Annotated in this window: 25 protein-coding genes; 15 read left to right on the forward strand and 10 right to left on the reverse strand. The window is 66.7% G+C overall.

What is annotated here, in order from left to right:
* Positions 1–10: 10 nt before the first annotated feature.
* From ASC76_RS17120 to ASC76_RS17150, 7 genes are all read left to right on the forward strand, one after another.
* Positions 11–1,900 (forward strand): ABC transporter ATP-binding protein, encoded by a 1,890-nt coding sequence (locus ASC76_RS17120; RefSeq protein ID WP_056469003.1) that lies wholly within the window; start codon positions 11–13, stop codon positions 1,898–1,900.
* Positions 1,901–2,211: 311 nt separating this feature from the next.
* A complete protein-coding gene (locus tag ASC76_RS17125) occupies positions 2,212–5,151 on the forward strand; it encodes a TonB-dependent receptor (protein WP_082549237.1) in 2,940 nt (979 codons plus the stop codon).
* Between the two features lie 279 nt (positions 5,152–5,430).
* The gene (locus ASC76_RS26455; protein ID WP_056469009.1) at positions 5,431–6,078 is read left to right on the forward strand and encodes an energy transducer TonB; all 648 of its coding nucleotides are present in this window, start codon (positions 5,431–5,433) and stop codon (positions 6,076–6,078) included.
* Between the two features lie 95 nt (positions 6,079–6,173).
* Positions 6,174–7,052, forward strand: coding sequence for a MotA/TolQ/ExbB proton channel family protein (locus tag ASC76_RS17135; protein ID WP_056469011.1), 879 nt, complete (start codon positions 6,174–6,176; stop codon positions 7,050–7,052).
* Between the two features lie 28 nt (positions 7,053–7,080).
* Positions 7,081–7,509 carry a biopolymer transporter ExbD gene (locus tag ASC76_RS17140; RefSeq protein WP_056469014.1) on the forward strand — a complete coding sequence of 143 codons (429 nt, stop codon included), beginning with the start codon at positions 7,081–7,083 and terminating at the stop codon, positions 7,507–7,509.
* Between the two features lie 9 nt (positions 7,510–7,518).
* A complete protein-coding gene (locus tag ASC76_RS17145) occupies positions 7,519–7,950 on the forward strand; it encodes a biopolymer transporter ExbD (protein ID WP_200947171.1) in 432 nt (143 codons plus the stop codon).
* Positions 7,951–7,971: 21 nt separating this feature from the next.
* A complete protein-coding gene (locus tag ASC76_RS17150) occupies positions 7,972–9,189 on the forward strand; it encodes a hypothetical protein (protein ID WP_056469017.1) in 1,218 nt (405 codons plus the stop codon).
* A 71-nt stretch (positions 9,190–9,260) separates the two neighbouring features.
* On the opposite strand, the gene ASC76_RS17155 is transcribed toward ASC76_RS17150, so the two are convergent.
* The 7 genes from ASC76_RS17155 to ASC76_RS17185 all read right to left on the reverse strand — a co-directional run bounded on the left by ASC76_RS17155 (position 9,261) and on the right by ASC76_RS17185 (position 13,956).
* Positions 9,261–10,019: a 3-hydroxyacyl-CoA dehydrogenase gene (locus ASC76_RS17155; protein WP_056469020.1), complete on the reverse strand. Its 759-nt coding sequence runs from the start codon at positions 10,017–10,019 to the stop codon at positions 9,261–9,263.
* A gap of 15 nt (positions 10,020–10,034) precedes the next feature.
* Positions 10,035–10,688, reverse strand: coding sequence for an adenylate kinase (adk, locus tag ASC76_RS17160; RefSeq protein WP_056469023.1), 654 nt, complete (start codon positions 10,686–10,688; stop codon positions 10,035–10,037).
* Positions 10,689–10,847: 159 nt separating this feature from the next.
* Positions 10,848–11,600, reverse strand: a complete 753-nt coding sequence (kdsB, locus tag ASC76_RS17165; protein WP_056469026.1) for a 3-deoxy-manno-octulosonate cytidylyltransferase — start codon at positions 11,598–11,600, stop codon at positions 10,848–10,850.
* Positions 11,597–11,818 (reverse strand): Trm112 family protein, encoded by a 222-nt coding sequence (locus ASC76_RS17170; protein ID WP_056469029.1) that lies wholly within the window; start codon positions 11,816–11,818, stop codon positions 11,597–11,599. The genes kdsB and ASC76_RS17170 overlap by 4 nt, the downstream gene beginning before the upstream one ends.
* On the reverse strand, positions 11,799–12,857 hold the full coding sequence (lpxK, locus tag ASC76_RS17175) for a tetraacyldisaccharide 4'-kinase (protein WP_056469032.1): 1,059 nt from the start codon (positions 12,855–12,857) through the stop codon (positions 11,799–11,801). The genes ASC76_RS17170 and lpxK overlap by 20 nt, the downstream gene beginning before the upstream one ends.
* 12 nt (positions 12,858–12,869) lie before the next feature.
* Entirely contained in the window at positions 12,870–13,298 is a 429-nt protein-coding gene (locus tag ASC76_RS17180; RefSeq protein WP_056471018.1) for a biopolymer transporter ExbD, read from the reverse strand.
* 16 nt (positions 13,299–13,314) lie between these two features.
* Positions 13,315–13,956: a MotA/TolQ/ExbB proton channel family protein gene (locus tag ASC76_RS17185; protein WP_056469035.1), complete on the reverse strand. Its 642-nt coding sequence runs from the start codon at positions 13,954–13,956 to the stop codon at positions 13,315–13,317.
* A gap of 363 nt (positions 13,957–14,319) precedes the next feature.
* Here ASC76_RS17185 and xseA point away from each other — a divergent pair, with 363 nt between their 5' ends.
* On the forward strand, positions 14,320–15,621 hold the full coding sequence (xseA, locus tag ASC76_RS17190) for an exodeoxyribonuclease VII large subunit (RefSeq protein WP_235580493.1): 1,302 nt from the start codon (positions 14,320–14,322) through the stop codon (positions 15,619–15,621).
* 111 nt (positions 15,622–15,732) lie between these two features.
* Entirely contained in the window at positions 15,733–16,314 is a 582-nt protein-coding gene (locus ASC76_RS17195; protein WP_056469042.1) for a superoxide dismutase, read from the forward strand.
* Between the two features lie 57 nt (positions 16,315–16,371).
* Here the strand turns inward: ASC76_RS17195 and ASC76_RS17200 are convergent, their stop codons facing one another.
* Complete coding sequence (locus ASC76_RS17200; RefSeq protein WP_056469045.1) at positions 16,372–16,827, reverse strand: DUF192 domain-containing protein; 456 nt, start codon at positions 16,825–16,827, stop codon at positions 16,372–16,374.
* Between the two features lie 119 nt (positions 16,828–16,946).
* Here ASC76_RS17200 and icd point away from each other — a divergent pair, with 119 nt between their 5' ends.
* Positions 16,947–18,206, forward strand: coding sequence for an NADP-dependent isocitrate dehydrogenase (gene icd, locus ASC76_RS17205; protein WP_157615912.1), 1,260 nt, complete (start codon positions 16,947–16,949; stop codon positions 18,204–18,206).
* Between the two features lie 147 nt (positions 18,207–18,353).
* Entirely contained in the window at positions 18,354–19,412 is a 1,059-nt protein-coding gene (locus ASC76_RS17210; RefSeq protein WP_056471021.1) for an L-idonate 5-dehydrogenase, read from the forward strand.
* Positions 19,413–19,421: 9 nt separating this feature from the next.
* Here ASC76_RS17210 and ASC76_RS17215 read toward each other — a convergent pair whose 3' ends face one another.
* Complete coding sequence (locus ASC76_RS17215) at positions 19,422–20,306, reverse strand: LysR family transcriptional regulator (RefSeq protein WP_056469050.1); 885 nt, start codon at positions 20,304–20,306, stop codon at positions 19,422–19,424.
* Positions 20,307–20,402: 96 nt separating this feature from the next.
* Between ASC76_RS17215 and argC the strand changes: the two genes are divergently transcribed.
* Together argC and ASC76_RS17225 are read left to right on the forward strand one after the other, a co-directional pair.
* Positions 20,403–21,374, forward strand: coding sequence for an N-acetyl-gamma-glutamyl-phosphate reductase (argC, locus tag ASC76_RS17220; RefSeq protein ID WP_056469055.1), 972 nt, complete (start codon positions 20,403–20,405; stop codon positions 21,372–21,374).
* Complete coding sequence (locus ASC76_RS17225) at positions 21,371–22,585, forward strand: acetylornithine transaminase (protein WP_056469057.1); 1,215 nt, start codon at positions 21,371–21,373, stop codon at positions 22,583–22,585. The genes argC and ASC76_RS17225 overlap by 4 nt, the downstream gene beginning before the upstream one ends.
* A gap of 3 nt (positions 22,586–22,588) precedes the next feature.
* Here the strand turns inward: ASC76_RS17225 and ASC76_RS17230 are convergent, their stop codons facing one another.
* On the reverse strand, positions 22,589–22,852 hold the full coding sequence (locus tag ASC76_RS17230; RefSeq protein WP_056469059.1) for a cold-shock protein: 264 nt from the start codon (positions 22,850–22,852) through the stop codon (positions 22,589–22,591).
* A 189-nt stretch (positions 22,853–23,041) separates the two neighbouring features.
* Between ASC76_RS17230 and clpS the strand changes: the two genes are divergently transcribed.
* Both clpS and clpA read left to right on the forward strand, forming a co-directional pair.
* Positions 23,042–23,398 carry an ATP-dependent Clp protease adapter ClpS gene (gene clpS, locus ASC76_RS17235; protein WP_056469063.1) on the forward strand — a complete coding sequence of 119 codons (357 nt, stop codon included), beginning with the start codon at positions 23,042–23,044 and terminating at the stop codon, positions 23,396–23,398.
* Entirely contained in the window at positions 23,395–25,704 is a 2,310-nt protein-coding gene (gene clpA / locus ASC76_RS17240; protein ID WP_056469065.1) for an ATP-dependent Clp protease ATP-binding subunit ClpA, read from the forward strand. The genes clpS and clpA overlap by 4 nt, the downstream gene beginning before the upstream one ends.
* The last annotated feature ends 42 nt before the right edge of the window (positions 25,705–25,746 follow it).

Here is a 25,746-nt window from a genome sequence, read left to right on the forward strand (position 1 = left end):
GGGCTGCCCGATGCTGAACGTTCGCGATCTGGCGGTCGAACTCGACGCCGAGGCCGGGCTGGTCAAGGCGATCGACGGGCTGAGCCTGGCGATCGAACGCGGCGAGACCTTCGCGCTGGTCGGCGAATCGGGCTGCGGCAAGAGCATGACGGCGCTCGCGCTGATGCGGCTGCTGCCCGAGAACGGCCGGGTCGCGCGCGGCGAGGTCGCGCTGGCCGGCGCCGACCTGCTGGCGCTGCCCGAGTCCGGCATGCGGGCGGTGCGCGGCGGACGCATCGGCATGATCTTCCAGGAGCCGTCGACCAGCCTGAATCCGGTGATGCGGATCGGTGACCAGATCGTCGAGGCGATCCAGGCCCACACGGCGCTGCGCGGTGCCGCGGCGCGCGCGAAGGCGATCGACTGGCTGGGCAAGGTCGGCATCCCGCAGCCCGAGCGACGCATCGACGACTACCCGTTCCGGATGTCCGGCGGGCAGAAGCAGCGGGTGATGATCGCGATGACGCTGGCGTCCGAGCCCGACTTCCTGATCGCCGACGAACCCACCACGGCGCTGGACGTGACGATCCAGGCGCAGATCCTGGACCTGCTGAAGCGGCTGCAGAAAGAGCAGGGCATGGGCCTGCTGCTGATCACGCACGACCTGGCGGTGGTGGCCGGCATGGCGCATCGGGTCGCGCTGATGTACGCGGGGCAGATCATCGAAGTCGGCGAGGCCGATGCGTTCTTCGCGGCGCCGAAGCACCCGTACGCGCGCCTGCTGCTGCGTGCGCTGCCCGACAGCGCCAGGCGCGGCGATGCGCTGGCGGCGATTCCCGGCATGGTGCCGCCGCTGTGGCAGACATTCGAAGGGTGCCGATTCGCACCGCGCTGCGATCGTGCGGTCGAAGCGTGTCGCAACACGCCGCCGCCGCTGATCGATCTGGAGGATCGGCAGGTGCGGTGCCTGCTGTACTCGGACGGCGCGACCGCAGCGGCGGCGATCGACCGCAGCGACCCGTCCCCGCTGCGCTTCGAGGCGCCATCGCGCGCACCGGCGAGCGCTGCCGCCCCGCTGCTCGACGTTCGCAACCTCCACGTGAGTTTCCCGATACGCCGCGGCTTGCTCCAGCGCGCGAGTGGTGCCTTCCTTGCGGTCGATGACGTGTCGTTCACGATCGCTCCGGGGCAGACCCTGGCGCTCGTCGGCGAATCCGGTTGCGGCAAGACGACGACCGGCAAGGCGATCGTGCAGTTGCTGCGCGGCCAGGCCACGATCGCCGGGCAGGCCGTCTTCGACGGTGCCGACCTGTTTGCACTGGAGGGCGAGGCCCTGCGCGCGGCCCGGCGGCAGATCCAGATCATCTTCCAGGATCCGTTTGCCTCGTTGAACCCGCGCATGCGGGTGCTCGAGATCCTCGGCGAAGGCCTGCAGGCGTTGCGCCCGGACATGACCGCCGCCGCTCGACGCGCCAGCGTCGAGCGCCTGGTCGATCAGGTCGGACTGCGCCGCGATGCGCTGCAGCGCTACCCGCACGAGTTCTCTGGCGGCCAGCGCCAGCGGATCGCGATCGCGCGAGCCCTGGCGATCGCGCCGAAGCTGATCGTTTGCGACGAGCCCACCTCGGCGCTCGACGTTTCAGTCCAGGCGCAGATCCTCAACCTGCTGCGGGACCTGCAGCGCGAGCTTGGTGTGTCGTACCTGCTGATCACCCACAACATCGGCGTGGTGGAGTACGTCGCGGACGAGATCGCCGTCATGCAGCGGGGACGGGTGGAAGAGGCGGGACCGGTGGATCGGGTGCTTGCGAATCCCGACCGCGCGTACACGCGGACGTTGTTGGGCGCTGTACCACGCCTGGGCCTGGCGGCCGACCAAGGTCAGGTGCAGGTTGTTGCGGGTATCCAACGAGAAACGTAAAGACCTTCATTCGGTGTGGCCGCGGCCAGCGCACCGCAAGCGCGTCGACGAGACGCGCCAAAGACCCGGCATCCGCCTGCAGACCGCATCACTGAAGGCTTTTCGGTCGCGACCAGCGGCCGGGAGTGCATGGCGCGGCACCGTTGAACCGCGCATTAGAGGAATACCCTGACATCGATGGTCGGAAGAGCTCTGTGACAATTCCTTTACACGTCTTCGCAGACACGCCATGACCGGTTCACAAAGCTGGTACGGGGCTTGCTCGAGGGCTTGGGTTCATCTCAACCTGTGCTGACTTTTCAGGAGATCCTATGTTCAGAAAGACACTCTTGGTGCGAGCTCTCGCCGCTTCCTTCGGAGCGGTGGCCGTGTCAATGGCAGTCGCGCCTTCCGCTTTTGCGCAGCAAAGCACAGGCTCGATCAACGGCCGCGCGGCGAAGGGTGACGTTGTCACCGTGGAAAACAAGACGATCGGTATCACCCGCACTCCGCAGGTGGACGCGAACGGCGCGTATGTCGTGTCGCAATTGCCGGCAGGGACCTACACGGTCACCGCGAAGAAGGCCGATGGCACGACGTCGACTCGCACGGTCGAAGTGTTGCCGGGCCAAGGCACGTCGGCTGACTTCCTCGAGCTGGCCCGCGTGGTCGTGGTCGGATCGTCCTCGACGATCGACACCAAATCGACGGAGTCGGCCACGCTGATCACCAAGGCTGAACTGGATCGAATCCCGGTCGCGCACGACACGACTTCCATCACGTTGCTTGCACCGGGCGCGACGCTCGGCGATGGCCGCATCGGGCAGACCAGCTCGCGCGGCGGCAACGTTGCATCGCTCGGTGGCGCTTCGCCTGCCGAGAATGCGTACTACATCAACGGCTTCAACGTCACGAACATCGTGAACGGTGTGGCCTTCAATTCCATTCCGTACGAAGGTATCGCTTCCCAGCAAGTGAAGACGGGTGGATATGGCGCCGAATACGGCCGCTCCCTGGGCGGCGTGATCAGCGTCAACACGAAACGCGGCACTGACGAGTGGCATGGCGGCGCGAATGTGATCTACACGCCGAAGAGCCTGCGCGGCTCGTCCGTTTATGCCGCACCGGATGGCAATGGCGGCTGGGATCTGGTCAATCGTCCTGGTGGCACGACGAACCTGACCTCGAACGTCTGGGCCGGCGGCCCGCTGATCAAGGACACGCTGTACGGCTTTGCGTTGGTCCAGGGTGCCAGTGTCAAGACGAACACCTACGGGAACACGCAGCAGACCGAACTCAAGAACGATACGCCTCAGTACCTGGTCAAGCTGGACTGGAACCTGAACAAGAACAACCTGATCGAGTTCACCGCTTTTAGCGACAAATCGAAAGACAAGATCCACACGTGGAACAGCACGGGTGCCTACGAGACGGGCCGTGCGAGCGACCTCGGGATCGACACGTTCACGGCCGGCGGCGAGACGTACATCGGCAAGTGGACCAGCGTCATCACCGACAACTTCACGGTGTCCGGCCTCTACGGCGTCGGCAAGTACGACCGCAGCTCGGTGGTCCCCTCGTCGGATTGCCCGATCGTTCAGGACCGGCGTACGGCCCCGACGCAAGCGCTCGGCTGCTCCACGGCGACGACCATTTCCATTCCGAACGCGAACGACAAGCGTGAAGCTTGGCGTCTGGATGCCGAGTGGACCCTCGGGAAGCACACGATCCGTGGCGGCCTCGACAGCGAAAAGTACACCACGGTCGACGGCACGGTCTATTCGGGCGGCGAGTACTTCTTCCTGCGTCGGTTGAATGCCGGCAGCCGCTTGGCCAACGGGTACGTGAACACGACGGGTTCTGCGTTCGACTACATCGAGAACCGCCATTACAGCAACGGGGGCAAGTTCTTGACCGAGAACTCCGCCTGGTACCTGGAAGACAACTTCCAGGTGACGCCGAACGTGTTGCTGAACATCGGGCTGCGCAACGAGTCCTTCACCAACAAGAACGCGGAAGGTACGCCTTTCGTCAAGGTGAAGAACACGTGGGCTCCTCGCCTCGGTGCCTCTTGGGATGTGTCGGGCAATTCGGACCTGAAGGTTTATTCCAACTACGGTCGTTACTACATTCCCGTTTACGCGAACACCAACGTTCGCCTGTCCGGTCTGCAGACCGACTATCGTGAATACTTCCAGTTCGACGGCACGTTCACGCCCGACCAGTACGTGATTCCCGGCAAGGGCGCGCAACTCGGCGGCCGCGTGACGAACTCGGACGGCACGGCTCCCGATCCGCGCACTGTCGTCGATCCGAATCTGAAGCCGATGTACCAGGACGAGTTCATCCTCGGGTTCCAGAAGGCCATTCAGGACAAGTGGACCTTCGGCATGAAGTACACGCACCGCAATCTCAAGAGTGCAATGGACGACATTTGCTATGGCGACGGTGCTGCCGCTTGGGCGGCCGCCAATGGCTACAGCGCGTCCCAGGCAACCAACATCGGCGCGTCCATCGATCACTGCTTCCTGGCAAATCCCGGGCGAGACCTGACGGCCAACGTTGACCTCGACGACACCGGCGTTCTGACGGCGGTGACGGTTCCGGCGTCGGCGCTCAAGTTCGAGAAGCCGAAGCGCACGTACGATGCGCTGGAGTTCACCCTCGAGCGTGCCTGGGACAAGAAGTGGAGCTTCTACATGTCCTACGTGCTGGCCTTCAGCAAGGGCAACACCGAAGGCTACGTGAAGTCGGACATCGGACAGGATGATGCCGGTATCAGCCAGGACTGGGACTACCCTGGCCTGATGGAAGGCGCAAGCGGCTACCTGCCCAACGATCGTCGTCACACGATCAAGGCGTTCGGCTCGTTCGCGGCCACGCCGGAATGGCGCCTGGGTGCCAGCATCCTGGTGCAGAGCGGTCGTCCGAAGAATTGCTTCGGTGTCTACGACGGCGCCACCGACCAGGTGTCCGCGTTGTACGGGGCGGCTTCCTTCTACTGCGGCGGCGTCCTCGGATCCCGCGGCGACCGTGGCCGCCTCGGGTGGATCACGGACGTCAATGTCCAGGCGACCTACACGCCGACATGGCTGAAGGGGGCGACCTTCTCGGTGGACGTCCTGAACGTGTTCAATCGCCGCGGCGTTCGCGTGATCAACGAGGCCGGCGAGCAGGCAGTCGGATCTCCCGATCCGACCTATGGTCAACCTGTCTTGAACTCGTTGCAGGCGGCGCGCAGCGTTCGACTGCTGGCTCAATACGAGTTCTGAGCGGGATGATGGCTTCCTAGAACGATAGGGGGCCTGCGCGTTGAACTGCGGCAGCTTCGGCTGCCGCTCTTCGTTTGCGCATGCAGTCGATCGTCGGGGCGTTGCGGGAAGGAACTCAGTCCACCCGCGCGCGACAAGATGGACTGCCCAAGAGTCTCGCTAGAATGCCAACCGGCGCACGGGCGCACCTCCCGATGTTCGCCTACACGGCCACAAGCCTGTGGATGCTAAGGTTCGCTTCTCTCCGTTTCACGCCCATAAATCTGGAGATCCCAGAACATGAATTTCTCGCAGCGACAAGCGGACCCTCGCCGCCACCTGGTGGGGCTTTCGGTTGTCATCCTGTTTCACGCGTTGCTGGTCTACGCGCTGGTCACGGGGTTGGCCAAGAAGGTCGTCGACGTCGTCCGCGCGCCGATCGAGACCAAGGTGATCGAAGAGATCAAGAAGCCGCCGCCGCCACCCGAAGTGGTTCTGCCGCCGCCGCCGAAGCTCGAAGCGCCCCCGCCGCCGTACATTCCGCCGCCTGAAGTCCAGATCGCCACGCCACCGCCGCCTCAGCCGACCATTTCGGTGGCGCCGTCGCCCACGCCGCCTGCTCCCGTGGACATCAAGCCACAGGCCCCGGCCCCCGCGCCAGCGCCCGCCCCGGCACCCGCGCCGGCCGTGATGTCCATCGGCGTCGTCTGCCCGCAGATGGTTCCGCCGCGGACGCCGCCTAAAGCGGCTCGCGAGGGCATCACCGGCACCGTGCGCGCGCAAGCGACGATTCGCGGCGGCAAGGTGGTCGCGGTCGACATCCTTTCAGCCACGCCGCGCGGCGTGTACGAATCAGCGGTTCGGACCGCGATGATGCAGTACGGGTGCACCACCACCGGTGACACCGAAGTCAAGGCCATTCAGGACTTCGACTTCAAGCTCGAGTAAGACGTCCGGTGCATGTGGCCGTCGGAGTCGACGGCGTGCATCGTCATTCCCAAAACAATTCGATTGCCTTCAGATTTTTGTCAGGAGTCTCCAAGATGACCTCGTTTACTTTCTTTAAGCGGCCGCAGTCCATCCTCGCCGCGCTGGCGCTCGTCGCCGGCGTCTTCCTGAGCGGTCCGACCTTCGCGCAAGCGCCCGCCTCGGGCGCCTCGGCGGCGGCCGTGGCCGCCCCGGCCTCCGAAGTCGCACCGGCGCCCGCTGCCGCACCGGCCCCGGTCGCCGATGCCACGACCACCAAGGAAACCGTCGACAACCCGTACGGCCTGGGCGCGCTGTGGGCGCAGGGCGATTTCGTGTCGCGCTTCGTGCTGATCCTGCTCGTGCTGATGAGCCTGGGCAGCTGGTACATCCTGCTGACCAAGCTGTTCGAGAGCTTCAAGCTGTCGAAGGAAGCGAAGTCGGTGCGCAATACCTTCTTCAAGTCGGTCAGCCTGAACGAAGGCGTCAAGACGCTGAAGCCGAACGGCGCGTTCCGCTTCATCGCCGAAAGCGGCATCCAGGCCGGTGACCACCACGAAGGCTCGCTGACCGACAACATCGACCGCAACACGTGGGTCACGATGGGCGTGCAGCGCAGCGTCGATGACGTGCGCAATCGTTTGCAGGACGGCCTGGGCTTCCTGGCGACCGTCGGTTCGACCGCGCCGTTTGTCGGCCTGTTCGGTACGGTCTGGGGCATCTACCACGCGCTGACGGCCATCGGCATCGCTGGCCAGGCGTCGATCGACAAGGTCGCCGGCCCGGTCGGTGAAGCGCTGATCATGACCGCCATCGGTCTGGCAGTGGCGGTCCCGGCTGTGCTCGGCTACAACTGGCTGGTCAGCCGCAACAAGGTGACGATGGAAGCGGTGCGCGGCTTCGGCGCCGACCTGCACGGCATCCTGATGGGCGCGAAGATCGGCGCGCGCCGCTGATCGCGGCGAAGCGAACAAGGAGCTCGCCATGGCGATGAACATAGGGTCCAGCGACGGGGACGAAGACGAAGTCGTCTCCGCGATCAACACGACGCCGCTGGTCGACGTGATGCTCGTGCTGCTGATCATCTTCCTGATCACGATCCCGGTGGTCACCCAGACGGTGCCGATGACGCTCCCCAAGGAGACGAACATCGCGCGCCAGACCAAGCCGGAGAACATCGAGATCTCGGTCAACAAGGACGGCGACGTGTTCTGGAACGCGCGCCTCGTGCCCGACAACGAGACGCTGTTCCAGAAGCTCAAGACGGTTGCGGTACTGAACCCGCAGCCGGAAGTGCACATCCGCGGCGACGAAAAGGCGCGGTACGAGTCGATCGGCCGGGTGGTGTTCGCATGTCAGCGCGCGGCGATCTCGAAGATCAGCTTCGTCACCGAACCGCCGCCCAAGGGCTAGGAGAACGCGATGGGAATGAACGTAGGTTCGGGCAGCAGCTCGGGCGAGCCGGAAGCGATGATGGACATCAACACCACGCCGTTGATCGACGTGATGCTGGTGCTGATCATCATGCTGATCATCACGATCCCGGTGCAACTGCACTCGGTCAACCTGAACATGCCGGCCGGCAACCCGCCGCCGCCGACCAAGGAGCCGGTGGTCGTGACGATCGACGTCGACTTCGACGGAACGATCCTGTGGAACGGCGAGACGGTACCGAGCCGCAACGCGCTCGAGGTGAAGCTGCGAGACGCAGCGGCGCAGCCCGATCAGCCCGAGGTCCACGTGCGGCCCAACAAACTCGTCGAGTACAAGTACGTCGCCGAGGTGCTGGCCGAATCGCAGCGCCTGGGCGTGACCAAGCTCGGCATGGTCGGCAACGAACAGTTCGTCAAGTAATCGAGGACGAGAAGCGAGCGTATGAACAGACAGTTCCAGCGATTGATCGTCGCGGCCGCCGCCGCGCTCGTGTTCGGTGCGGCGCACGGCCAGTCCGGCATGCGGCCCGAGGTCGGCAAGCCCTTGCAGGCTGCCGAAGCCCTGATCAAAGGTGGCAAGTTCCGCGAGGCGCTTGCCAAGGTCCGTGAGGCCGACGCAGTGGGCGGCAAGAGCGCGAGCGAGAACCTGATGGTCGAGCGCATGCGTTTGGCCGCCGCGTCGGGTGCGGGCGATGCCGACACGGCCGCGAAAGCCTTCGAGACCGTGGGCGCGAGCGCCGGCGGTGCCGACAAGCTGCGGATGATCGAGTCGATCGCCGGAAGCTACTACCGCGCCAAGGAGTACGCGAAAGCACAGCAGTGGTATGCGCGGTACTTCCGCGAAGGCGGCACCAACAGCGCGAACCGCACGCTGATGATCCAGACGCAATACCTGTCCGGGGATCTGGCCGGGGCGTCGAAGGAACTGATGGCCGAAATACAAGCGGCCGAGCGCAACGGCGCCACGCCGGCCGAGGACCGCATCAATCTGCTGATGAACGCCGCCGTCCGCCAGAAGGATGTGGCGAGCGAGGCCTTCGCGCTCGAGCGTCTGGTCATGTACTACCCGAAGAAGGAGTACTGGGTCAGTCTGTTGAGCCGTCTGCAACGCAAGCCGAACTTCTCCGATCGCCTGTCGCTCGACACCTACCGGCTCTCGCTCGCCACCGGCAGCATGACCGCCGCGAACGACTATTCCGAAATGGCCCAGCTCGCGCTGCAAGCCGGTTCGGGTGCCGAAGCGAAGCAGGTGATCGATAAGGGCTTCGCGGCCGGTGTACTCGGCACCGGTCCGGAGGCCGAGCGTCACAAGCGCCTGCGCGATCTCGTCAACAAGCGCATCGAGGAAGCGAAGAAGACGGCCGCCGAAGACGAGAAGCAGGCGCTGGCCGCGAAAGACGGGAACGACCTGGTCACGATCGGCATGAACCAGGTCTACGAGGGCAAGAAGGCCCAGGGTCTTCAGCTGATGCAGCAGGGCATCGCAAAGGGCGGCCTGAAGCGGCCGGAGGATGCGAAGCTGCATCTGGCGATCGCGCAGCTCGTCGCCGGCGAGAACGGCAAGGCACAGGCCACGCTCAAGACCGTGTCGGGCGCGGACGGCACGAGCGATCTGGCGCGCCTGTGGGCGCTTTACGCACGGCGTGCCAAGGCGTCCTGATCGGGCTCGCAGGGCGCCGACACGAAGAAAAGCGGCCTCGGGGCCGCTTTTTCATGGGCGGGTCGGAGCGGTCACTTCGGTGCGAGGCGGATCGCGCCGTCGAGGCGGATGACTTCGCCGTTCAACATCTCGTTGGTGACGATCTGGTGCACGAGCTTCGCGTAGTCTGCCGGGGTGCCCAGGCGGCTCGGGAACGGCACGCTCGCGGCCAGTGCGTCCTGCACCTCCTGCGGCATCGTGAACAGCATCGGCGTGCCGAAGATGCCCGGCGCGATCGTCATGTTGCGAATGCCGTTGCGTGCCAGGTCGCGGGCGATCGGCAAGGTCATGCCGACGACGCCGCCCTTCGACGCCGAGTACGCCGCCTGACCGATCTGGCCGTCATAGGCCGCCACGCTCGCGGTCGAGATCAGCACGCCGCGCTCGCCGGTGCTCTCCGGCGTGTTCTTGCTCATCGCTTCGGCGGCGAGGCGGATCATGTTGAAGCTGCCCACCAGGTTGACGGTGACGACCTTGGCGAACGTCCCCAGCGCATGGGCACCGTCCTTGCCGACGGTCTTTGCGGCCGGCGCAATGCCCGCGCAATTCACCAGGCCCATCAGCTTGCCCAGGCTCACCGCCTTGGCGACGACCGCCTGGCCGTCGGCCTCCTGGCTCACGTCGCAACGGACGAACGCACCGCCGAGTTCCTTCGCCAGCGCTTCCCCCTTGTCCGCCTGCAGATCGGCGATGACGACGGTCGCGCCGTTCGCGGCCAGCATCCGTGCCGTCCCTTCGCCGAGACCGGACGCGCCGCCCGTGACGATGAACACCTTGCCTTGAATCTCCATGGTCCCGTTCCTCGTTCAGGCCAGCGCGGCGAGCGCGCGTGCGGTGATCTCGTCGACGCTGCCGGTGCCGCTGATCTTGCGGTAGCGCGGTGCGCCGGCTTCGCCGCTGGCGGACCAGTTCGAGTAGTAGTCGACCAGCGGCCGGGTCTGCTTCTTGTAGACCTCGAGGCGGTTGCGCACGGTGGCCTCTTCGTCATCGGCGCGCTGGATCAGGTCTTCGCCGGTGACATCGTCCTTGCCCGCCACGCGCGGCGGGTTGAACTTCAAGTGGTAGGTGCGGCCCGAGGGCTGGTGCACGCGGCGGCCGCTCATGCGCTCGATGATGGCTTCGTCGGGCACGTCGATCTCGAGCACGAGGTCGAGCTTGACGCCGGCCTGCTTCATCGCATCGGCCTGCACGATCGTGCGCGGGAAGCCGTCGAACAGGAAGCCGTTGGCGCAGTCCGGTTGGGCGATGCGTTCCTTGACCAGCCCGATGATGATGTCGTCGCTAACCAGGCCGCCCGCGTCCATCACCTTCTTCGCTTCCAGACCCATCTCGCTGCCGGCCTTGACGGCAGCGCGCAGCATGTCACCGGTCGAGATCTGCGGGATGCCGTATTTCTTGCAGATGAAGGTCGCCTGGGTTCCTTTGCCCGCACCGGGGGCGCCCAGCAGAATCAGTCTCATGGGTTGTGGCCTCGTTCTCGTGTCTCGTGTGCGCACCGCAAGCGCGTGCGGCACGGGCGGGGCATGTTTCGCGTCGAGAATAACATGCGCTCCCCCGCACGAAACTGACGCGCGGCCGCGGGAAAACACGTGCGCGCGGGGCGTCGACCGGGCGTCGCGCTACCCGAAAAGCGCGCGCACGCGCGCCAGATCCTCGGGGGTGTCGACGCCGGGTCCGGGGCGTGATTCGCTCACATGCACGACGATGCGCTCGCCGTGCCACAGCACGCGCAACTGCTCGAGCGCCTCGATCTGCTCGAGCGGGCTGACGGACAGTTGCGGAAAGCGCCGCAGAAAGCCGGCCTGGTACGCGTAGAGCCCGATGTGGCGCAGCGGTGCATAGGCAGGCAGCGCCGGAAGACCGGCGGCACGGGCATCGCGCCACCACGGGATCGGCGCGCGCGAGAAGTAAAGCGCGCGTCCCGTCGCGTCGAGCACGACCTTCACGACGTTCGGGTTGTCGAGCTCGTCGGTGCTGTCGATCGCGTGGGCCGCGGTGCTCATCACGCAGTCGGGATGCTGCGCGAGCAGCGCGACGCAGGCGTCGACCATCGACGGTTCGAGCAGCGGCTCGTCGCCCTGGACGTTGACGACCAGGTCGGCCCCGTCGAGGCCCAGCAGCTCGCATGCTTCGGCGAGCCGGTCGCTGCCGGTCGCGTGGTCGTCCCGCGTCAGCAGCGCTTCGACCCCGCGCGCGGTGCACGCCGCGACGATGCGGGCGTCGTCGGCCGCGACAACGACGCGCTGCGCCGCGGACCGGGCTGCGTTGCGCGCAACCCGCACGATCATCGGCTCGCCGCCGATGTCGGCCAGCGGCTTGCCAGGCAGGCGCGTGGACGCCATCCGCGCCGGCACGAGTATCGTGAACCTCATGCGGCCGGCGGGGTGGGGACGGGGGCCGGCGGCGTCGGTGCCGCGTCGAGCGAGCGGGCCTCGGCTTCCAGCATCACCGGAATGCCGTCGCGCACCGGAAAGGCGAGTCCGTCGGCATGACACACCAATTCGACGCTGGCCTGCTGCGGCGGGCGCAGGTGCTCGAGCGGTCCCTTGCAGATCGGGCAGACGAGCAGATTAAGCAGGCGAGTTTCCATGGCGGGGTACGGGTGGTGGCAGCAGGGCGGTCAGGGCGTCGACGAAGGGCGCGTCGAGGTCGAAGTCTAGCGGCGCGACCCAGACCCGCGTCGCGCCGAGCCGGCTCGGGTCGAGCTTGATGGCGTCCTTTTCGGTGACGATCACATCGGCAGTGTCACTACTCGGCCAGGGCAGAGCGGCAAAGTCGTGGTGATCGGGCAGCGGCAGGGGTGTGATCGTCAACCCTCGCTCGCGCAGCATGGCAAAGAAGCGCTCGGGGCGCGCAAGGCCGGCGGCGGCGATCAGCGGGCGCCCGCGCAGGCCCGTCCAGGATTCGGTCGACGCAGGTTCGCCACGCCACCAGCTGTCGAGCGGCAGGGCGCCGGTGAGCGAACGCCGTGCGCGTGCGCCGGGCAGCGGGGTCGACGCATGTGCGGCGTTGTAGAGCACCAGGCTGCGCGCCGGAACCGCCGTCGGGATGGGTTCGCGAAGCGGGCCGGCGGGCAGAAGCCAGCCGTTGCCTGCACCTCGGTCGTCGAACACGAGCACCTGCGCGTCGCGCCCGAGGCGCAGGTGCTGCAGGCCGTCGTCGCTGATGATCAGATCGACGTCGGGATGCCGTCGAAGCAGCCACGCAGCGGCGGCGACCCGATCACGCCCGACCACCAGCGGGGCGCCCGTGCGCAGGTGCATGAGCAGGGGCTCGTCACCGGATTGCGTCGCAGCCGATGCGCGCGTCACCTCCGTGGGGCCGGTGGCGCTGCCGCCGTAGCCGCGGGAGATGATCCCGGGGGTGTAGCCGCGGCGTCGCAGTTGGGCCACGAGCTCGATGACGGTCGGCGTCTTGCCCGCGCCGCCGGCAATCAGGTTGCCCACGACGACCAGCGGAACGGACAGGCGATGCGTCTTCAGCAAGCCGCTGCGATAGAGCGCACGACGCAGCGCGGTGACTGCGCCGAAGAGCAACGACAGCGGCCACAGCGCGCAGGCAAGTGGCCCTCGGGTGAGCCACGCACGCGCGAGGCGCTCGGGCCAGCTCGGCGCGGGATGGGCGCTCACCGCTGCGCCGCGTCAGCGCGCGTCGCCGCCCGACGAGTTCTGGGTCGCGAAGGTCAGGCGCGGCAGGTTCGCGCGCCGCGCCGCGTCCATCACGTTGATCACGCTCTGGTGCGCTGCAGTCGCATCGGCCGAGACGATCACGACCATGTCGCTCGCGCCGGCGGCCGCGGCCGTGAGCGCGGCGGTCAGCGCTTCGACGCTGCGGCCTTCGACCGGGCTGCGATTGATGCTGTAGCGCCCGTCGGCCGAAACCGCCACGATGATTTCGCGCTGCCGCTCGCGCAGCTTGTCGGCATCCGCCACCGGCAGCGTGATCTGCAGCTCGGTGAACTTGGAGTAGGTCGTCGAAAGCATCAGGAAGATCAGGACGACCAGCAGCACGTCGATGAACGGGATCAGGTTGATCTCCGGCTCCTCGGGCCGCGCCTTGCGGAAGTTCATCGGCATTGGCGCACCTTCACCCTGCCGGCGGTTGCCGGCGATCGACCACGAAGCGCATCAGGTGCGGCACCAGGCGGTCGGCGGCCTGTTCCATGTCGAGCGTGTAGGTGTCGACCAGGCCGCGGAAGTAGCGGTAGAACATCAGCGACGGGATCGCGATCATCAGGCCGAAGGCCGTGTTGTAGAGGGCGATCGAGATGCCGTGCGCGAGCAGGGCCGGGTTGTTGCCGGTCGGTGACTGCGAGCCGAAGATCTCGATCATGCCGATCACCGTGCCCATGAGCCCCAGCAGCGGGGCGGCCGAGGCGATCGACCCAAGCGTGTTCAGGTAGCGCTCCAGCCGATGCACCGCGGCGCGGCCGGCCGATTCGAACGTGCCGCGCAACGCGGCCTCGCTGGTGCGCGGCTCCGCAATCACCGCGCGCAGCCCGGTGGCCAGCACGGCACCCAGCACCGAGTTGTCGGCGAGCTTGTTGACCACGTCCGCAGCCGGCAGGTGCGCCCGTGTGACGGAGATCACCTCGTCGAGCAAGCGTGGCGGTACGACGCGTGACGCCCGCAGGCTGGAAAGACGCTCCAGGACCAGCGCGACGGCCGCAATGGAGCACAGGAGCAAGGGCCAGATCGGCCAGCCAGCGGCTTGTATGATCGAAAACAATCGCGCCCTTTCGGTGACGAGGGGGTTTTCAGGACGCGCGATTATGGCCCGAAGCTCCCCCCGCGACGCGGGCGCGCCGGCAGCGTTGCAGCGACGCACTGACCCGTTTGGCTTCGCACGAAAAGTGCCGCTCAGACATCCACTGCAACTGTGGATAACTTTGTGGGCAACCGGGCTGCATCGTGCGCCAAGGCCCGCACTGACGTGGCCCGGGACAGATTGCTCAAAGTTTAGGCAGAGAAAATTTGTTGAAAATCAACGACTTGCGTAATTGTGACTGGCTTGTGACACCTTCTTCGGTGCGCCAGCCCGCGTCCAGTCGACTTGTGGAGTTCTCGACCCGCGCCGGCATTGGGTTTGCCGGTGATTGACGGCTTCGCGACACCCGCTGCGCGAGCGCCGTGGAGTGTCGCAGCGCTCGTGCGCGAGGTCGGCGACTGGCTGGCGGGACGCTTCAGCGTCTGCAGCGTCCGTGGCGAGATCTCCGGCTTCACGCGCGCCGCCAGCGGCCACTGCTACTTCAACCTCAAGGATGCCGAGGGCGGCGGCGCGCTGCTGCGTTGCGCGATGTTTCGCCGGGCGGCGTCGCTGCTGGCGTTCGCGCCGCGCGAAGGGCAATTGGTCGAGGTGCGCGGACGGTTGGGCGTTTACGAGGCGCGCGGCGAACTGCAGATCGTCGTGGAGGCGATGCAGGCCGCCGGGGCGGGCGCGCTCTACGAACAATTCCTGCGGATCAAGGCGCGGCTCGAGGCGCAAGGCTTGTTCGATCCGGCGCGCAAGCGCGACCTGGCGTCTTACCCGCGGGCGGTCGGCGTGGTCACTTCGCTCGGCGCCGCCGCGCTGCAGGACGTGCTGACCGCACTCGCGCGTCGTGCGCCGCATCTGCCGATCGTGATCTATCCGAGCGCCGTGCAGGGCCCCGGCGCGCCAGCGGCGCTGGTGGAGGCGATCGGACTGGCGTCGCGCCGCGCCGAGGTCGATACGTTGATCGTGTGCCGCGGTGGCGGCTCGCTCGAAGATCTGTGGGCCTTCAACGACGAGCAGGTGGTCCGCGCGATCGCTGCCGCTTCGATGCCGGTCGTCTGCGGTGTCGGACACGAGACCGACGTCACCCTGGCCGATTTCGCCGCCGATTTGCGCGCGCCCACGCCGACAGCCGCTGCCGAACTGGCGGCGCCGACGCGGGAGGCGTTGTCGAACCGGCTCGCCGTTTACGAAGGCATCGTGCAACGGCGCGTTCACGCGGCGCTCGACGAGCAGGCCCAGCGGCTCGACCGCATCGCCGTGCGACTGGCTCGACCGGGCCAGGTCGTGCGTGCGCAGCGCGAGCAGCTGACCGTCCTGGCGCATCGGCTCGACGCACTGCCGCTGCGGGTCGCGCAGCAGCAGCGCCAGCATCTGGTGCAGCTCCAAGCGGCCCTGCGGCGCGGTGTCGAGCGCGAACTCGACAGGCGAACCCAGCGCCTCGCCCATGTCGAGGCGCGGCTGCGCGCACTCGATCGGAAACAGGTGCTGACGCGTGGTTACGCCTGGCTGAGCGACTCCGAGGGCAGCCCGATCGGTTCGGTCCACGAATTGACACAGGGCGACTCGCTGCAGGCCGTACTGCACGACGGCACCGCGGGTGTGATCGTCACGGAGCTGCCTGGTCGGACAAGCGCCTGAGCGCGTGTCGGCCGGCATCGCCGCGTCCGGCGACGCCGCGCCAAGCTGCCTACAATGTTCCGACGCTGCGACTCTGCGCACCGATACCGCCACTTACCGAAGAGGTCCACGATGGAACACACCCTGCCGCCCCTGCCGTATGCCCACGATGCGCTCGCTCCTGCGATGAGCAAGGAAACGCTCGAGTACCACCACGACAAGCACCACAACGCCTACGTCGTGAACCTGAACAACCTCCAGAAGGGCACCGAGTTCGAGTCGATGACCCTCGAGGAAATCATCAAGAAGTCCAGTGGCGGCGTCTACAACAACGCGGCCCAGATCTGGAACCACACGTTCTTCTGGAACTGCATGAAGCCGCAGGGCGGCGGTGAGCCCACCGGCGCGCTGGCCGAGGCAATCAACGCCAAATGGGGCAGCTACGCGGCCTTCAAGGAAGCGTTCACCAAGAGCGCCGTGGGCAATTTCGGCTCGGCCTGGACCTGGCTGGTCAAGAAGGCCGACGGCAGCGTCGACATCGTCAACATGGGCGCCGCCGGTACCCCGCTGACCACGGCGGACAAGGCGCTGCTGACGATCGACGTGTGGGAACACGCGTACTACATCGACTACCGCAACCTGCGCCCGAAGTTCGTCGAGACCTTCCTGAACTCGCTGGTGAACTGGGATTTCGCCGCGAAGAACTTCGCGTAAGTTTGCGCGCCTGACACGACAGGGGTCGGCGCAACCGACCCCTTTTTCGTGGTGAAGTCAGTGCTTGAAGGGGGCGCCTTGCAGCTTCATGCCGGGCTTGATGCCGCGCTTGGCGAACCAGCCCTCGTTCATCTCGAGCACGTAGCGCACTTCCTTGGTGGAGCAGTGGCTGTCCAGCGTCTGCGGCTTCATCGCCTCGATGTTGGTGATGCTGCCATCGTCCGCCACGAACGCGACCGACAGCGGCAGCAGCGTGTTCTTCATCCAGAAGCATTGCTGCCCCGGCCGGTCGAAGATGAACAGCATCCCGTCGTTGGTCGGCATCGAGGTGCGGAACATCAGGCCGATGCTGTGTTCCTCGGGCGTCTGCGCCACCTCGGCCCGGATCACGTGCATGCCGGCGCTGAGCTTGATCGCCTGGAGTTTCTGCGGGCCGGTCTGCGCCGCCGCGACGGTCGCGGCAAACGCCATCAGCAGGGCGAACAGGCTGCGGAACAGGGGCGTGCGAATCATGGTGGGAGGGCTTGGAAGTGGCTCGGCTCATTATCAACGCGGCTGCCCCGCAGGTCGGCCGACGGCGGCGCTGACATAGAATTGAAAATCAAGTGTCGACTACCACCGAGCGGAGCCTCATCCCCATGTACCAGCACATCAAGGTGCCCGAAAACGGGCACAAGATCAGCGTCAACGCCGATTTCTCGCTCAACGTGCCCGATCAGCCCATCATCCCGTTCATCGAGGGCGATGGCACCGGCGCCGACATCACCCCGGTGATGATCAAGGTGGTCGACGCGGCCGTGGCCAAGGCCTACGGCGGCAAGAAGAAGATTCACTGGATGGAGGTCTACGCCGGCGAGAAGTCGACCAAGGTCTACGGTCCGGACGTGTGGCTGCCGCCCGAGACGCTCTCGGCCGTGAAGGACTACGTTGTCTCGATCAAGGGCCCGCTGACCACCCCTGTCGGTGGGGGCATCCGCTCGCTGAACGTCGCGCTTCGCCAGGAACTCGACTTGTACGTCTGCCTGCGCCCGATCCAGTACTTCGCTGGCGTGCCATCGCCGGTCAAGTCGCCGGAGAAGACCCACATGGTCATCTTCCGCGAGAACTCCGAAGACATCTACGCCGGCATCGAATTCGAGTCGGGCAGCGACAAGGCGAAGAAGCTGATCAAGTTCCTGCAGGAGGAAATGGGCGTCAAGAAGATCCGCTTCCCGAACACGTCCGGCATCGGCATCAAGCCGGTCTCGAGCGAGGGCACGGAGCGCCTGGTGCGCAAGGCCATCCAGTACGCGATCGACAACGACAAGCCCTCGGTCACGATCGTGCACAAGGGCAACATCATGAAGTTCACCGAAGGCGGCTTCCGCGACTGGGCGTATGCGCTGGCGCAGAAGGAATTCGGCGCCGAACTGATCGACGGCGGCCCGTGGATGAAATTCAAGAACCCGAAGACGGGCAAGGAAATCGTCATCAAGGACTCGATCGCCGATGCCTTCCTGCAGCAGATCCTGTTGCGCCCGGCCGAATACTCGGTGATTGCCACGCTGAACCTGAACGGCGACTACGTCTCCGACGCGCTGGCGGCCCAGGTCGGCGGCATCGGCATCGCGCCGGGTGCGAACCTGTCCGACTCGATCGCGATGTTCGAGGCCACCCACGGCACCGCGCCGAAGTACGCCGGCAAGGACTACGTCAATCCCGGCTCCGAGATCCTGTCGGCCGAGATGATGCTGCGCCACATGGGATGGTTCGAGGCGGCCGATCTGATCATCAGTTCGATGGAGAAGTCGATCGCATCCAAGAAGGTCACCTACGACTTCGCGCGCCTGATGGACGGAGCCACCCAGGTCTCGTGCTCGGGCTTCGGTCAGGTGATGATCGATCACATGTGAGTCATTTCAGCGCCGTCCGCTGAGGCGGTCCCAAGCAACCCCTGATTTCGTCGGAAACTTCAGGGGTTTCTTTTTTTGCGCGTTTCGCCTTCAGGAGATGTCATGCGTTCCACCGAAAACGAAACGGACCCGGATGCCGGCCGACCCCTGCGCATGCGCTGCACCTGTCTGGTGATCCAGGCGCCTGACGACCTGCGCGTCGTCGAGCAGGACGTCGCCGAACTCGGCCCGGGCGAGGTGCTGGTGCAGGTCGGCTACGGCGGCATCTGCGGGTCGGACCTTCATTATTTCCACGCCGGGGGTTTCGGCACGGTGCGCATCAAGCGGCCGATGATCCTCGGCCACGAAGTGGCCGGCACGGTCGCGGCCGTGGCGGCGGACGTCACGCGCGTCAAGCCGGGCGACAAGGTCGCGGTCAACCCGAGCCGCCCGTGCTCACGCTGCAAGTACTGCCTGGAAGGTCTGCCGAACCAGTGCCTCGACATGCGCTTCTACGGCAGCGCGATGCGCGACCCGCATGTCGAAGGCGCGTTCCGCAACCTGCTTCTTTGCGATGCGGTGCAGTGCGAGGCGGTGGCGGCGCACGTGCCGCTGCAGCACGCCGCGCTGGCCGAACCGTTCTCGGTGGCGCTGCATGGCGTGCAGCGGGCCGGTGCGCTGCTGGGCAAGCGGGTGCTGGTCTCCGGATGTGGCCCGATCGGCTCGTTGGCCGTCGCGGCCGCGCGCATCCACGGCGCCGCCGAGATCACCGCGGTCGACCTGACCGACGAGACGCTGGCGGTCGCGCGCGCGATGGGGGCGGACGTTACCGTGAATGTCGCGCAGACGCCGGCCTGGGTCGAGCGCTACAGCGCCGACAAGGGCACGTTCGACGTGATGTTCGAGTGCAGCGGCAACGAGCGGGCGTTGCGCGCCGGCCTCGAGGCGATGCGCCCGCGCGGCGTGGTGGTGCAACTCGGCCTGGGCGGCGACGTGTCGGTGCCCCAGAACATGATCGTCGCGAAGGAACTGAGCCTGTGCGGCAGCTTCCGCTTCCACGCCGAGTTCGCGCTGGCCGTGCGCTTGATCAACGAAGGTCGGGTGGACATGCGGCCGATGATCAGCGGTGCGTTTCCGCTGTCGCGCGCCCGCGAGGCCTTCGAACTGGCCGGCGACCGCAAGCGTGCGATGAAGGTGTTGCTCGACTTTGCGGCCGAGACGGCCTGACCGCCGTGTTCAGCGCTGGCGGATGGCCGCCAGCGCGTCGAGCAGTTGGCGCGTCGCCGGTTCGGGCTGACCGGCTCGCCAGGCCACCCCCAGAGGTCGCCACAGCCGCGGCGCGAGCGGGGCGATGAGCATGCGGTCATCGACGTCCGCTGCGCCCTCCTCGCGTGGCAGAAGCGCCGCGCCATAGCCGGCCGATACGAGGCTCTTGATCGCGTCGTTGAAGTTGAGTTCGATCCGCGCCTTCGGCTGCTCGCCGGCGGCGGCGAACCAGTCCATGGTCATGCGGTGCAGCCGGGTGCTGGCGTCGTTGACGATCAGCGGCCGCGCGGCGAGCCAGCCCGGCGTGATCGTCCGTGGCGCGGCCCAACCCCGTGGGAGGAAGGCCAGCACCGGATCGCGGCGCCACGGCACGATCTGCACGCCGACCACATCGGCCTGGGGCAGAGCGACCAGGCCGATGTCGAGCGTGCCCTCCTGAACCCCCGACAGCGCTTTGCGTGAGGTCAGCACCGCGACCTGCACGTCGATGCCGGCGTGCTGGCGCCCCATCGTTTCGAGCACCTTGGGCAGCAGCCAGGCCAGCGCGCCGGTCGACGCGCCCAGCCGCACGCGGCCGGCACGCCCGTCGACCTGTCGGGCGACATCGTCGACCGCCGCATCGGCGTCGGCCAGCAGGCGCCGGGCGCGTTCGATCAAGCCTTGTCCGATCCCGGTGGGCACCACACGCTGGCGTTGACGCAAGAGCAACGCGGCGTTCAGACGCGATTCGAGTTCGGCGACGTGCAGGCTCACCGTCGGCGCGGCGAGATGCAGCGTGCGGGCGGCGGCCGCGAACGATCCGAGGTCCGCGATCGTCACGAGAGTGCGCAGTTGATCGAGATTGAGGTGTCGCACGTGGATTCAGCCGTTATGAATGTCAACGTCAGAACATTCAACTTTACCAATCTTCTGCGCGGCCGCAATCTTGCGGCATCGACCCAGGAGCCTCCCATGACGCTACGCGTTTTCATCGACGGCAACCAAGGCACCACCGGCCTGCAGATCGTGGCCCGACTGGCCGGGCGCAACGACATCGAACTCGTCACCCTCCCGGACGAGAAGCGCAAGGATCCGCTGTCGCGTGCCGCGGCGCTCGACGATTGCGATGTCGCCGTGCTGTGCCTGCCCGACGAGGCCGCGCGTCAGGCCGTGGCCAGCATCCGCAATCCGCGCGTGCGGGTCATCGACGCCTCGTCGGCACACCGCGTCGACCCGGGCTGGACCTACGGCCTGCCGGAACTGTCGGCCATGCAGGCCGAGCAGATCGCGCAAGCGCGCCGCGTCAGCAATCCCGGCTGCTACCCCACCGGGGCGATCGCGCTGCTTCGGCCGCTGGTCGACGCCGGCGCGCTGCGCTGCGACGCGCCGCTGGCGATCCACGCGGTCTCGGGATACTCCGGGCGCGGGCGCGAGGGCATCGAGGCGCATGAGGGCCGGGCGGGCGAGCGGCCGCCGGCGTTCCAGACCTACGCGCTGGCGTTGCGGCACAAGCATGTGCCGGAGATCCGGCTCCACGCCGGCCTCGCGCGCCGACCGATCTTCGTGCCGTCCTATGGCAGCTTCCGTCAGGGCATCGCGCTGACGATCGGGCTGCACGCGGACATGCTGCAGGGGGCGTCGACGCCGCAGGCACTGCGGGACCTGTTGGCCGAGCGCTATCGCGAACACCCCGAGGTACGCGTCCTGGATGCCGAGGCAACCGACTCGCTGACGACGCTCGACCCGCAGGCGCTCAACGGCACCGACGCGCTGCAGCTGGCCGTGTTCGGCGACGACGCACAGGGCCAGCTCCTGCTGAGCGCGGTCTTCGACAACCTGGGCAAGGGCGCGGCGGGGGCTGCGGTGCAGAACCTCGGCTTGATGCTCGGCCTCGACGAGGTTCGCGCGTGCATCGAACCGAACATCCAGGGCTGTGCCGCATGAAGCGCGCGTTCGACCCATCGCACCTGATGGACATCACGCCGCGCCCCGACCTGGTCTTCGTGCGCGGCGACGCCAGCTGGGTGTGGGACCAGAAAGGCCGTCGCTACCTCGATTTCGTCCAGGGCTGGGCCGTGAACACGCTCGGTCATGCGCCCGCGTGCGTGCGGGACGCGCTGGCGCAGCAGTCCGCGTTGCTGGTCACGCCCAGCCCGGCCTTCCACAACGAGCCCGCCATCGCGCTGTCGGAGCTGCTGTGCCGGCACAGCGACTTCGACCAGGTCTTCTTCACCAACAGCGGGGCCGAAGCGAACGAGGGCGCGATCAAGCTGGCGCGCAAGTGGGGGCGCCTGCACCGCGGCGGCGCCTACGAAATCATCACGTTCGCCGACGCCTTCCATGGCCGCACGCTGGCGACCATGTCGGCGTCGGGCAAGCCGGGCTGGGACCGGATGTTCTCGCCCCAGGTCGACGGTTTCCCGAAGGCCCGGCTCAACGATCTGCCATCGGTGCAGGCGCTGATCGGCCGGCAGACGGTCGCGATCATGCTGGAGCCGGTGCAGGGCGAGAGCGGGGTGCAGGAGGCGACGCCGGAGTTCCTGCACGGCCTGCGTGCGCTGTGTGACCGGCACGGGCTGCTGCTGATCTTCGACGAAGTCCAGACCGGCGTCGGCCGCCTGGGCCGCCTGTTCGGCTACCAGCATTTCGGCGTGGTGCCGGACGTGATCACGCTGGCCAAGGGGCTCGGCGGCGGCGTCCCGATCGGCGCACTGCTGGCGCGGCGCGACGCCTGCGTGTTCGCTCATGGGGACCAGGGCGAAACCTTCAACGGCAACCCCCTGATGTGCGCGGTCGGTTTGGCGGTGCTGCACGAGGTGCTGGCGGATGGTTTCCTGGACCGGGTGCGGACGACCGGAGAGCACCTCGGCGTGCGGCTGCGGGAGTTGTCGGATCGTTGCGGTGCTGGATCGGCGCGTGGCGTCGGGCTGCTGCGCGCGCTCGACCTCGGTCAACCGCTGGCGGCGGCCGTCGTGGCCCACGCTCGCGAACACCTCGCGCTGGAGGGCACCGCCGATGGCGCCGGGCTGTTGCTCAATGCGCCGCGCCCGTCGGTGCTGCGCTTCATGCCGGCACTCACCGTCACCCCCGACGAAGTCGACCTGATGGTCGATGGCCTGACCGCAGCGGTCAGCGCGGCGGGTTCGGCCGTGTAAGGATCAGGCGGCGTCCGGCAACGGGGACGGGGCGGCCGGCGCGGCCTGGGCGTCATCGGCGGAGTCGATCGGCGAGATGTTCTGGGCCAGCTGCCCCTTCGGGCCCTGCACGATCTCGAACCGGACGCGGCCGCCCTGTTTCAGGGTTCGGAACCCCTCCATCTGGATCGCGGAGAAGTGGGCGAAGATGTCTTCCCCCCCAGCCTCGGGTTCGATGAAACCGAACCCTTTGGCGTCGTTGAACCACTTGACGGTGCCTGTGGCCATGTCGTCCCCTCCCGCGCGGCAGCGTTCGTGACGCGCGTCACAATTTTCCGGCCGTGCCAAATCGCCTGTCAAGAATGGAAACACTCCCGGGCGCCTCATCCGTGACGCTGTTCGGCCCTTGCAGAAGGCCGTGTCAGTGCAATATGGAAAGGCTGAAGCGCTCCAGCGTCAACTCGATAGAATGAATCCATGCCCGACGAACCGACCCCACCCGCTGCGCCTCCGGTGGCGCCACCCAAGCCCGACGACGGGCAAGGGGCGGTCGTCGTCGAGCGCAAGGTTGCAAAGACGGAACCACCCCGCATGTACCAGGTGGTCCTGCTCAATGACGACTACACGCCGATGGAGTTCGTCGTGATGGTGCTGCAGGAGTATTTCAAACGCGACCTCGAAACCGCGACCCAGATCATGTTGAAGATTCATCATGACGGGCGTGGCGTGTGCGGCGTCTATACCAAGGACGTCGCCGCGACCAAGGTTGAATTGGTGCTGGCTGCCGCACGCCGCGGTGGTCACCCGTTGCAATGCATTATGGAGGCCGCATGATTGCCCAAGAACTTGAAGTCAGCCTGCACATGGCGTTCGTCGAGGCGCGCCAGCAGCGCCACGAGTTCATCACGGTCGAACACCTGCTCATGGCACTGCTCGACAACCCGTCCGCCGCGGAGGTTCTGCGTGCGTGCTCGGCCAACGCCGACGACCTGCGCAAGAGCCTGACCGGCTTCATCAAGGAGAACACGCCCACCGTCGGCGGCACCGACGAGGTCGACACGCAGCCGACGCTGGGGTTCCAGCGCGTGATCCAGCGCGCGATCATGCATGTGCAGTCGACCGGCTCGGGCAAGAAGGAAGTCACCGGCGCGAACGTGCTGGTCGCGATCTTCGGCGAGAAGGACTCGCACGCCGTCTACTACCTGCACCAGCAGGGCGTGACACGTCTGGACGTCGTCAACTTCATCGCGCACGGCATCCGCAAGAGCGATCCGCCGGAGCCGGCCAAGCCGAACGAGGGCGGCGGCACCGGCGCCAACGAGACCGAGAAGGAAGAGGGCGAAGGCAAGGGTTCACCGCTCGACCAGTTCACGCAGAACCTGAACCAGATGGCCCGCGACGGCAAGATCGATCCCCTGATCGGCCGCGAGCATGAGGTCGAGCGCGTGATCCAGATCCTGTGCCGGCGGCGCAAGAACAACCCGCTGCTGGTCGGCGAGGCCGGCGTGGGCAAGACCGCAATCGCCGAAGGCCTGGCCTGGCGCATCACCCAGAAGGACGTGCCCGAGGTGCTGGCCGAGTCGAACGTGTATTCGCTCGACATGGGCGCGCTGCTGGCCGGCACCAAGTACCGCGGCGACTTCGAGCAGCGCCTGAAGGGCGTGCTCAAGCAGCTGAAGGACCAGCCGAATGCGATCCTGTTCATCGACGAGATCCACACGCTGATCGGCGCCGGCGCGGCCTCGGGCGGCACGCTGGACGCGAGCAACCTCCTCAAGCCCGCGCTGAGCTCGGGCGCGATGAAGTGCATCGGCGCGACCACCTTCACCGAGTACCGCGGCATCTTCGAAAAGGACGCGGCGTTGTCGCGGCGCTTCCAGAAGGTCGACGTGGTCGAGCCGTCGGTCGAGCAGACGGTCGAGATCCTGAAGGGGCTGAAGTCGCGCTTCGAGGAACACCACAGCGTCAAGTACGCGGTCGGCGCGTTGCAGGCCGCGGCCGAGCTGTCGGCCAAGTTCATCAACGACCGCCACCTGCCCGACAAGGCGATCGACGTGATCGACGAAGCCGGTGCGGCGCAGCGCATCCTGCCCAAGAGCAAGCAGAAGAAGACCATCACCCGGGCCGAGGTCGAGGACATCGTCGCGAAGATCGCGCGCATTCCGCCTGCGGCCGTGTCGAACGACGACCGCTCGAAGCTCAAGACGCTCGATCGCGACCTGAACAGCGTCGTGTTCGGCCAGGAGCCTGCCGTCGAGGCGATCTCCGCCGCGATCAAGATGGCGCGTTCGGGTCTGGGCCGCCCGGACAAGCCGATCGGCTCGTTCCTGTTCAGCGGCCCGACCGGCGTCGGCAAGACCGAAGTCGCGAAGCAGCTCGCCTACATCCTGGGCGTCGAACTGATCCGCTTCGACATGAGCGAGTACATGGAGCGCCACGCGGTGAGCCGGCTGATCGGCGCGCCCCCGGGCTACGTCGGCTTCGACCAGGGCGGGCTGCTGACCGAAGCGATCTCGAAGAAGCCGCACGCCGTGTTGCTGCTCGACGAGATCGAGAAGGCGCACCCGGATGTCTTCAACGTGCTGCTGCAGGTCATGGACCACGGCACGTTGACCGACAACAACGGGCGCAAGGCCGACTTCCGCAGCGTCATCATCATCATGACGACCAACGCGGGTGCCGAGACGATGAACAAGGCGGTGATCGGCTTCACCAACTCGCGCGAGCAGGGCGACGAGATGGCCGACATCAAGAAGCTGTTCACGCCCGAGTTCCGCAACCGTCTCGACGCGATCGTCAGTTTCAAGGCGCTCGACGAGGAGATCATCCTGCGCGTGGTGGACAAGTTCCTGCTGCAGCTCGAGAGCCAGCTCGGCGAGAAGAAGGTCGAGGTCACCTTCACCGACGCATTGCGCAAGCAGCTGGCCAAAAAGGGCTTCGATCCGCTGATGGGCGCGCGGCCGATGCAGCGCCTGATCCAGGACACGATCCGCCGCGCGCTGGCCGACGAACTGCTGTTCGGCCGCCTGGTCGATGGCGGTCGCCTGACGGTCGACGTGGACGCCGACGGCAAGCCGGTCCTCGACATCCAGCCGGTCAAGAAGATCGACAAGCCGAAGGCCGAGCCGGCGACGGCTTGACGCGGCGCGGCGTTCGACACCAGGGGCCCTCGGGCCCCTTTT

The organism is Rhizobacter sp. Root404 (assembly GCF_001425865.1).
Taxonomy (GTDB): domain Bacteria; phylum Pseudomonadota; class Gammaproteobacteria; order Burkholderiales; family Burkholderiaceae_C; genus LMDS01.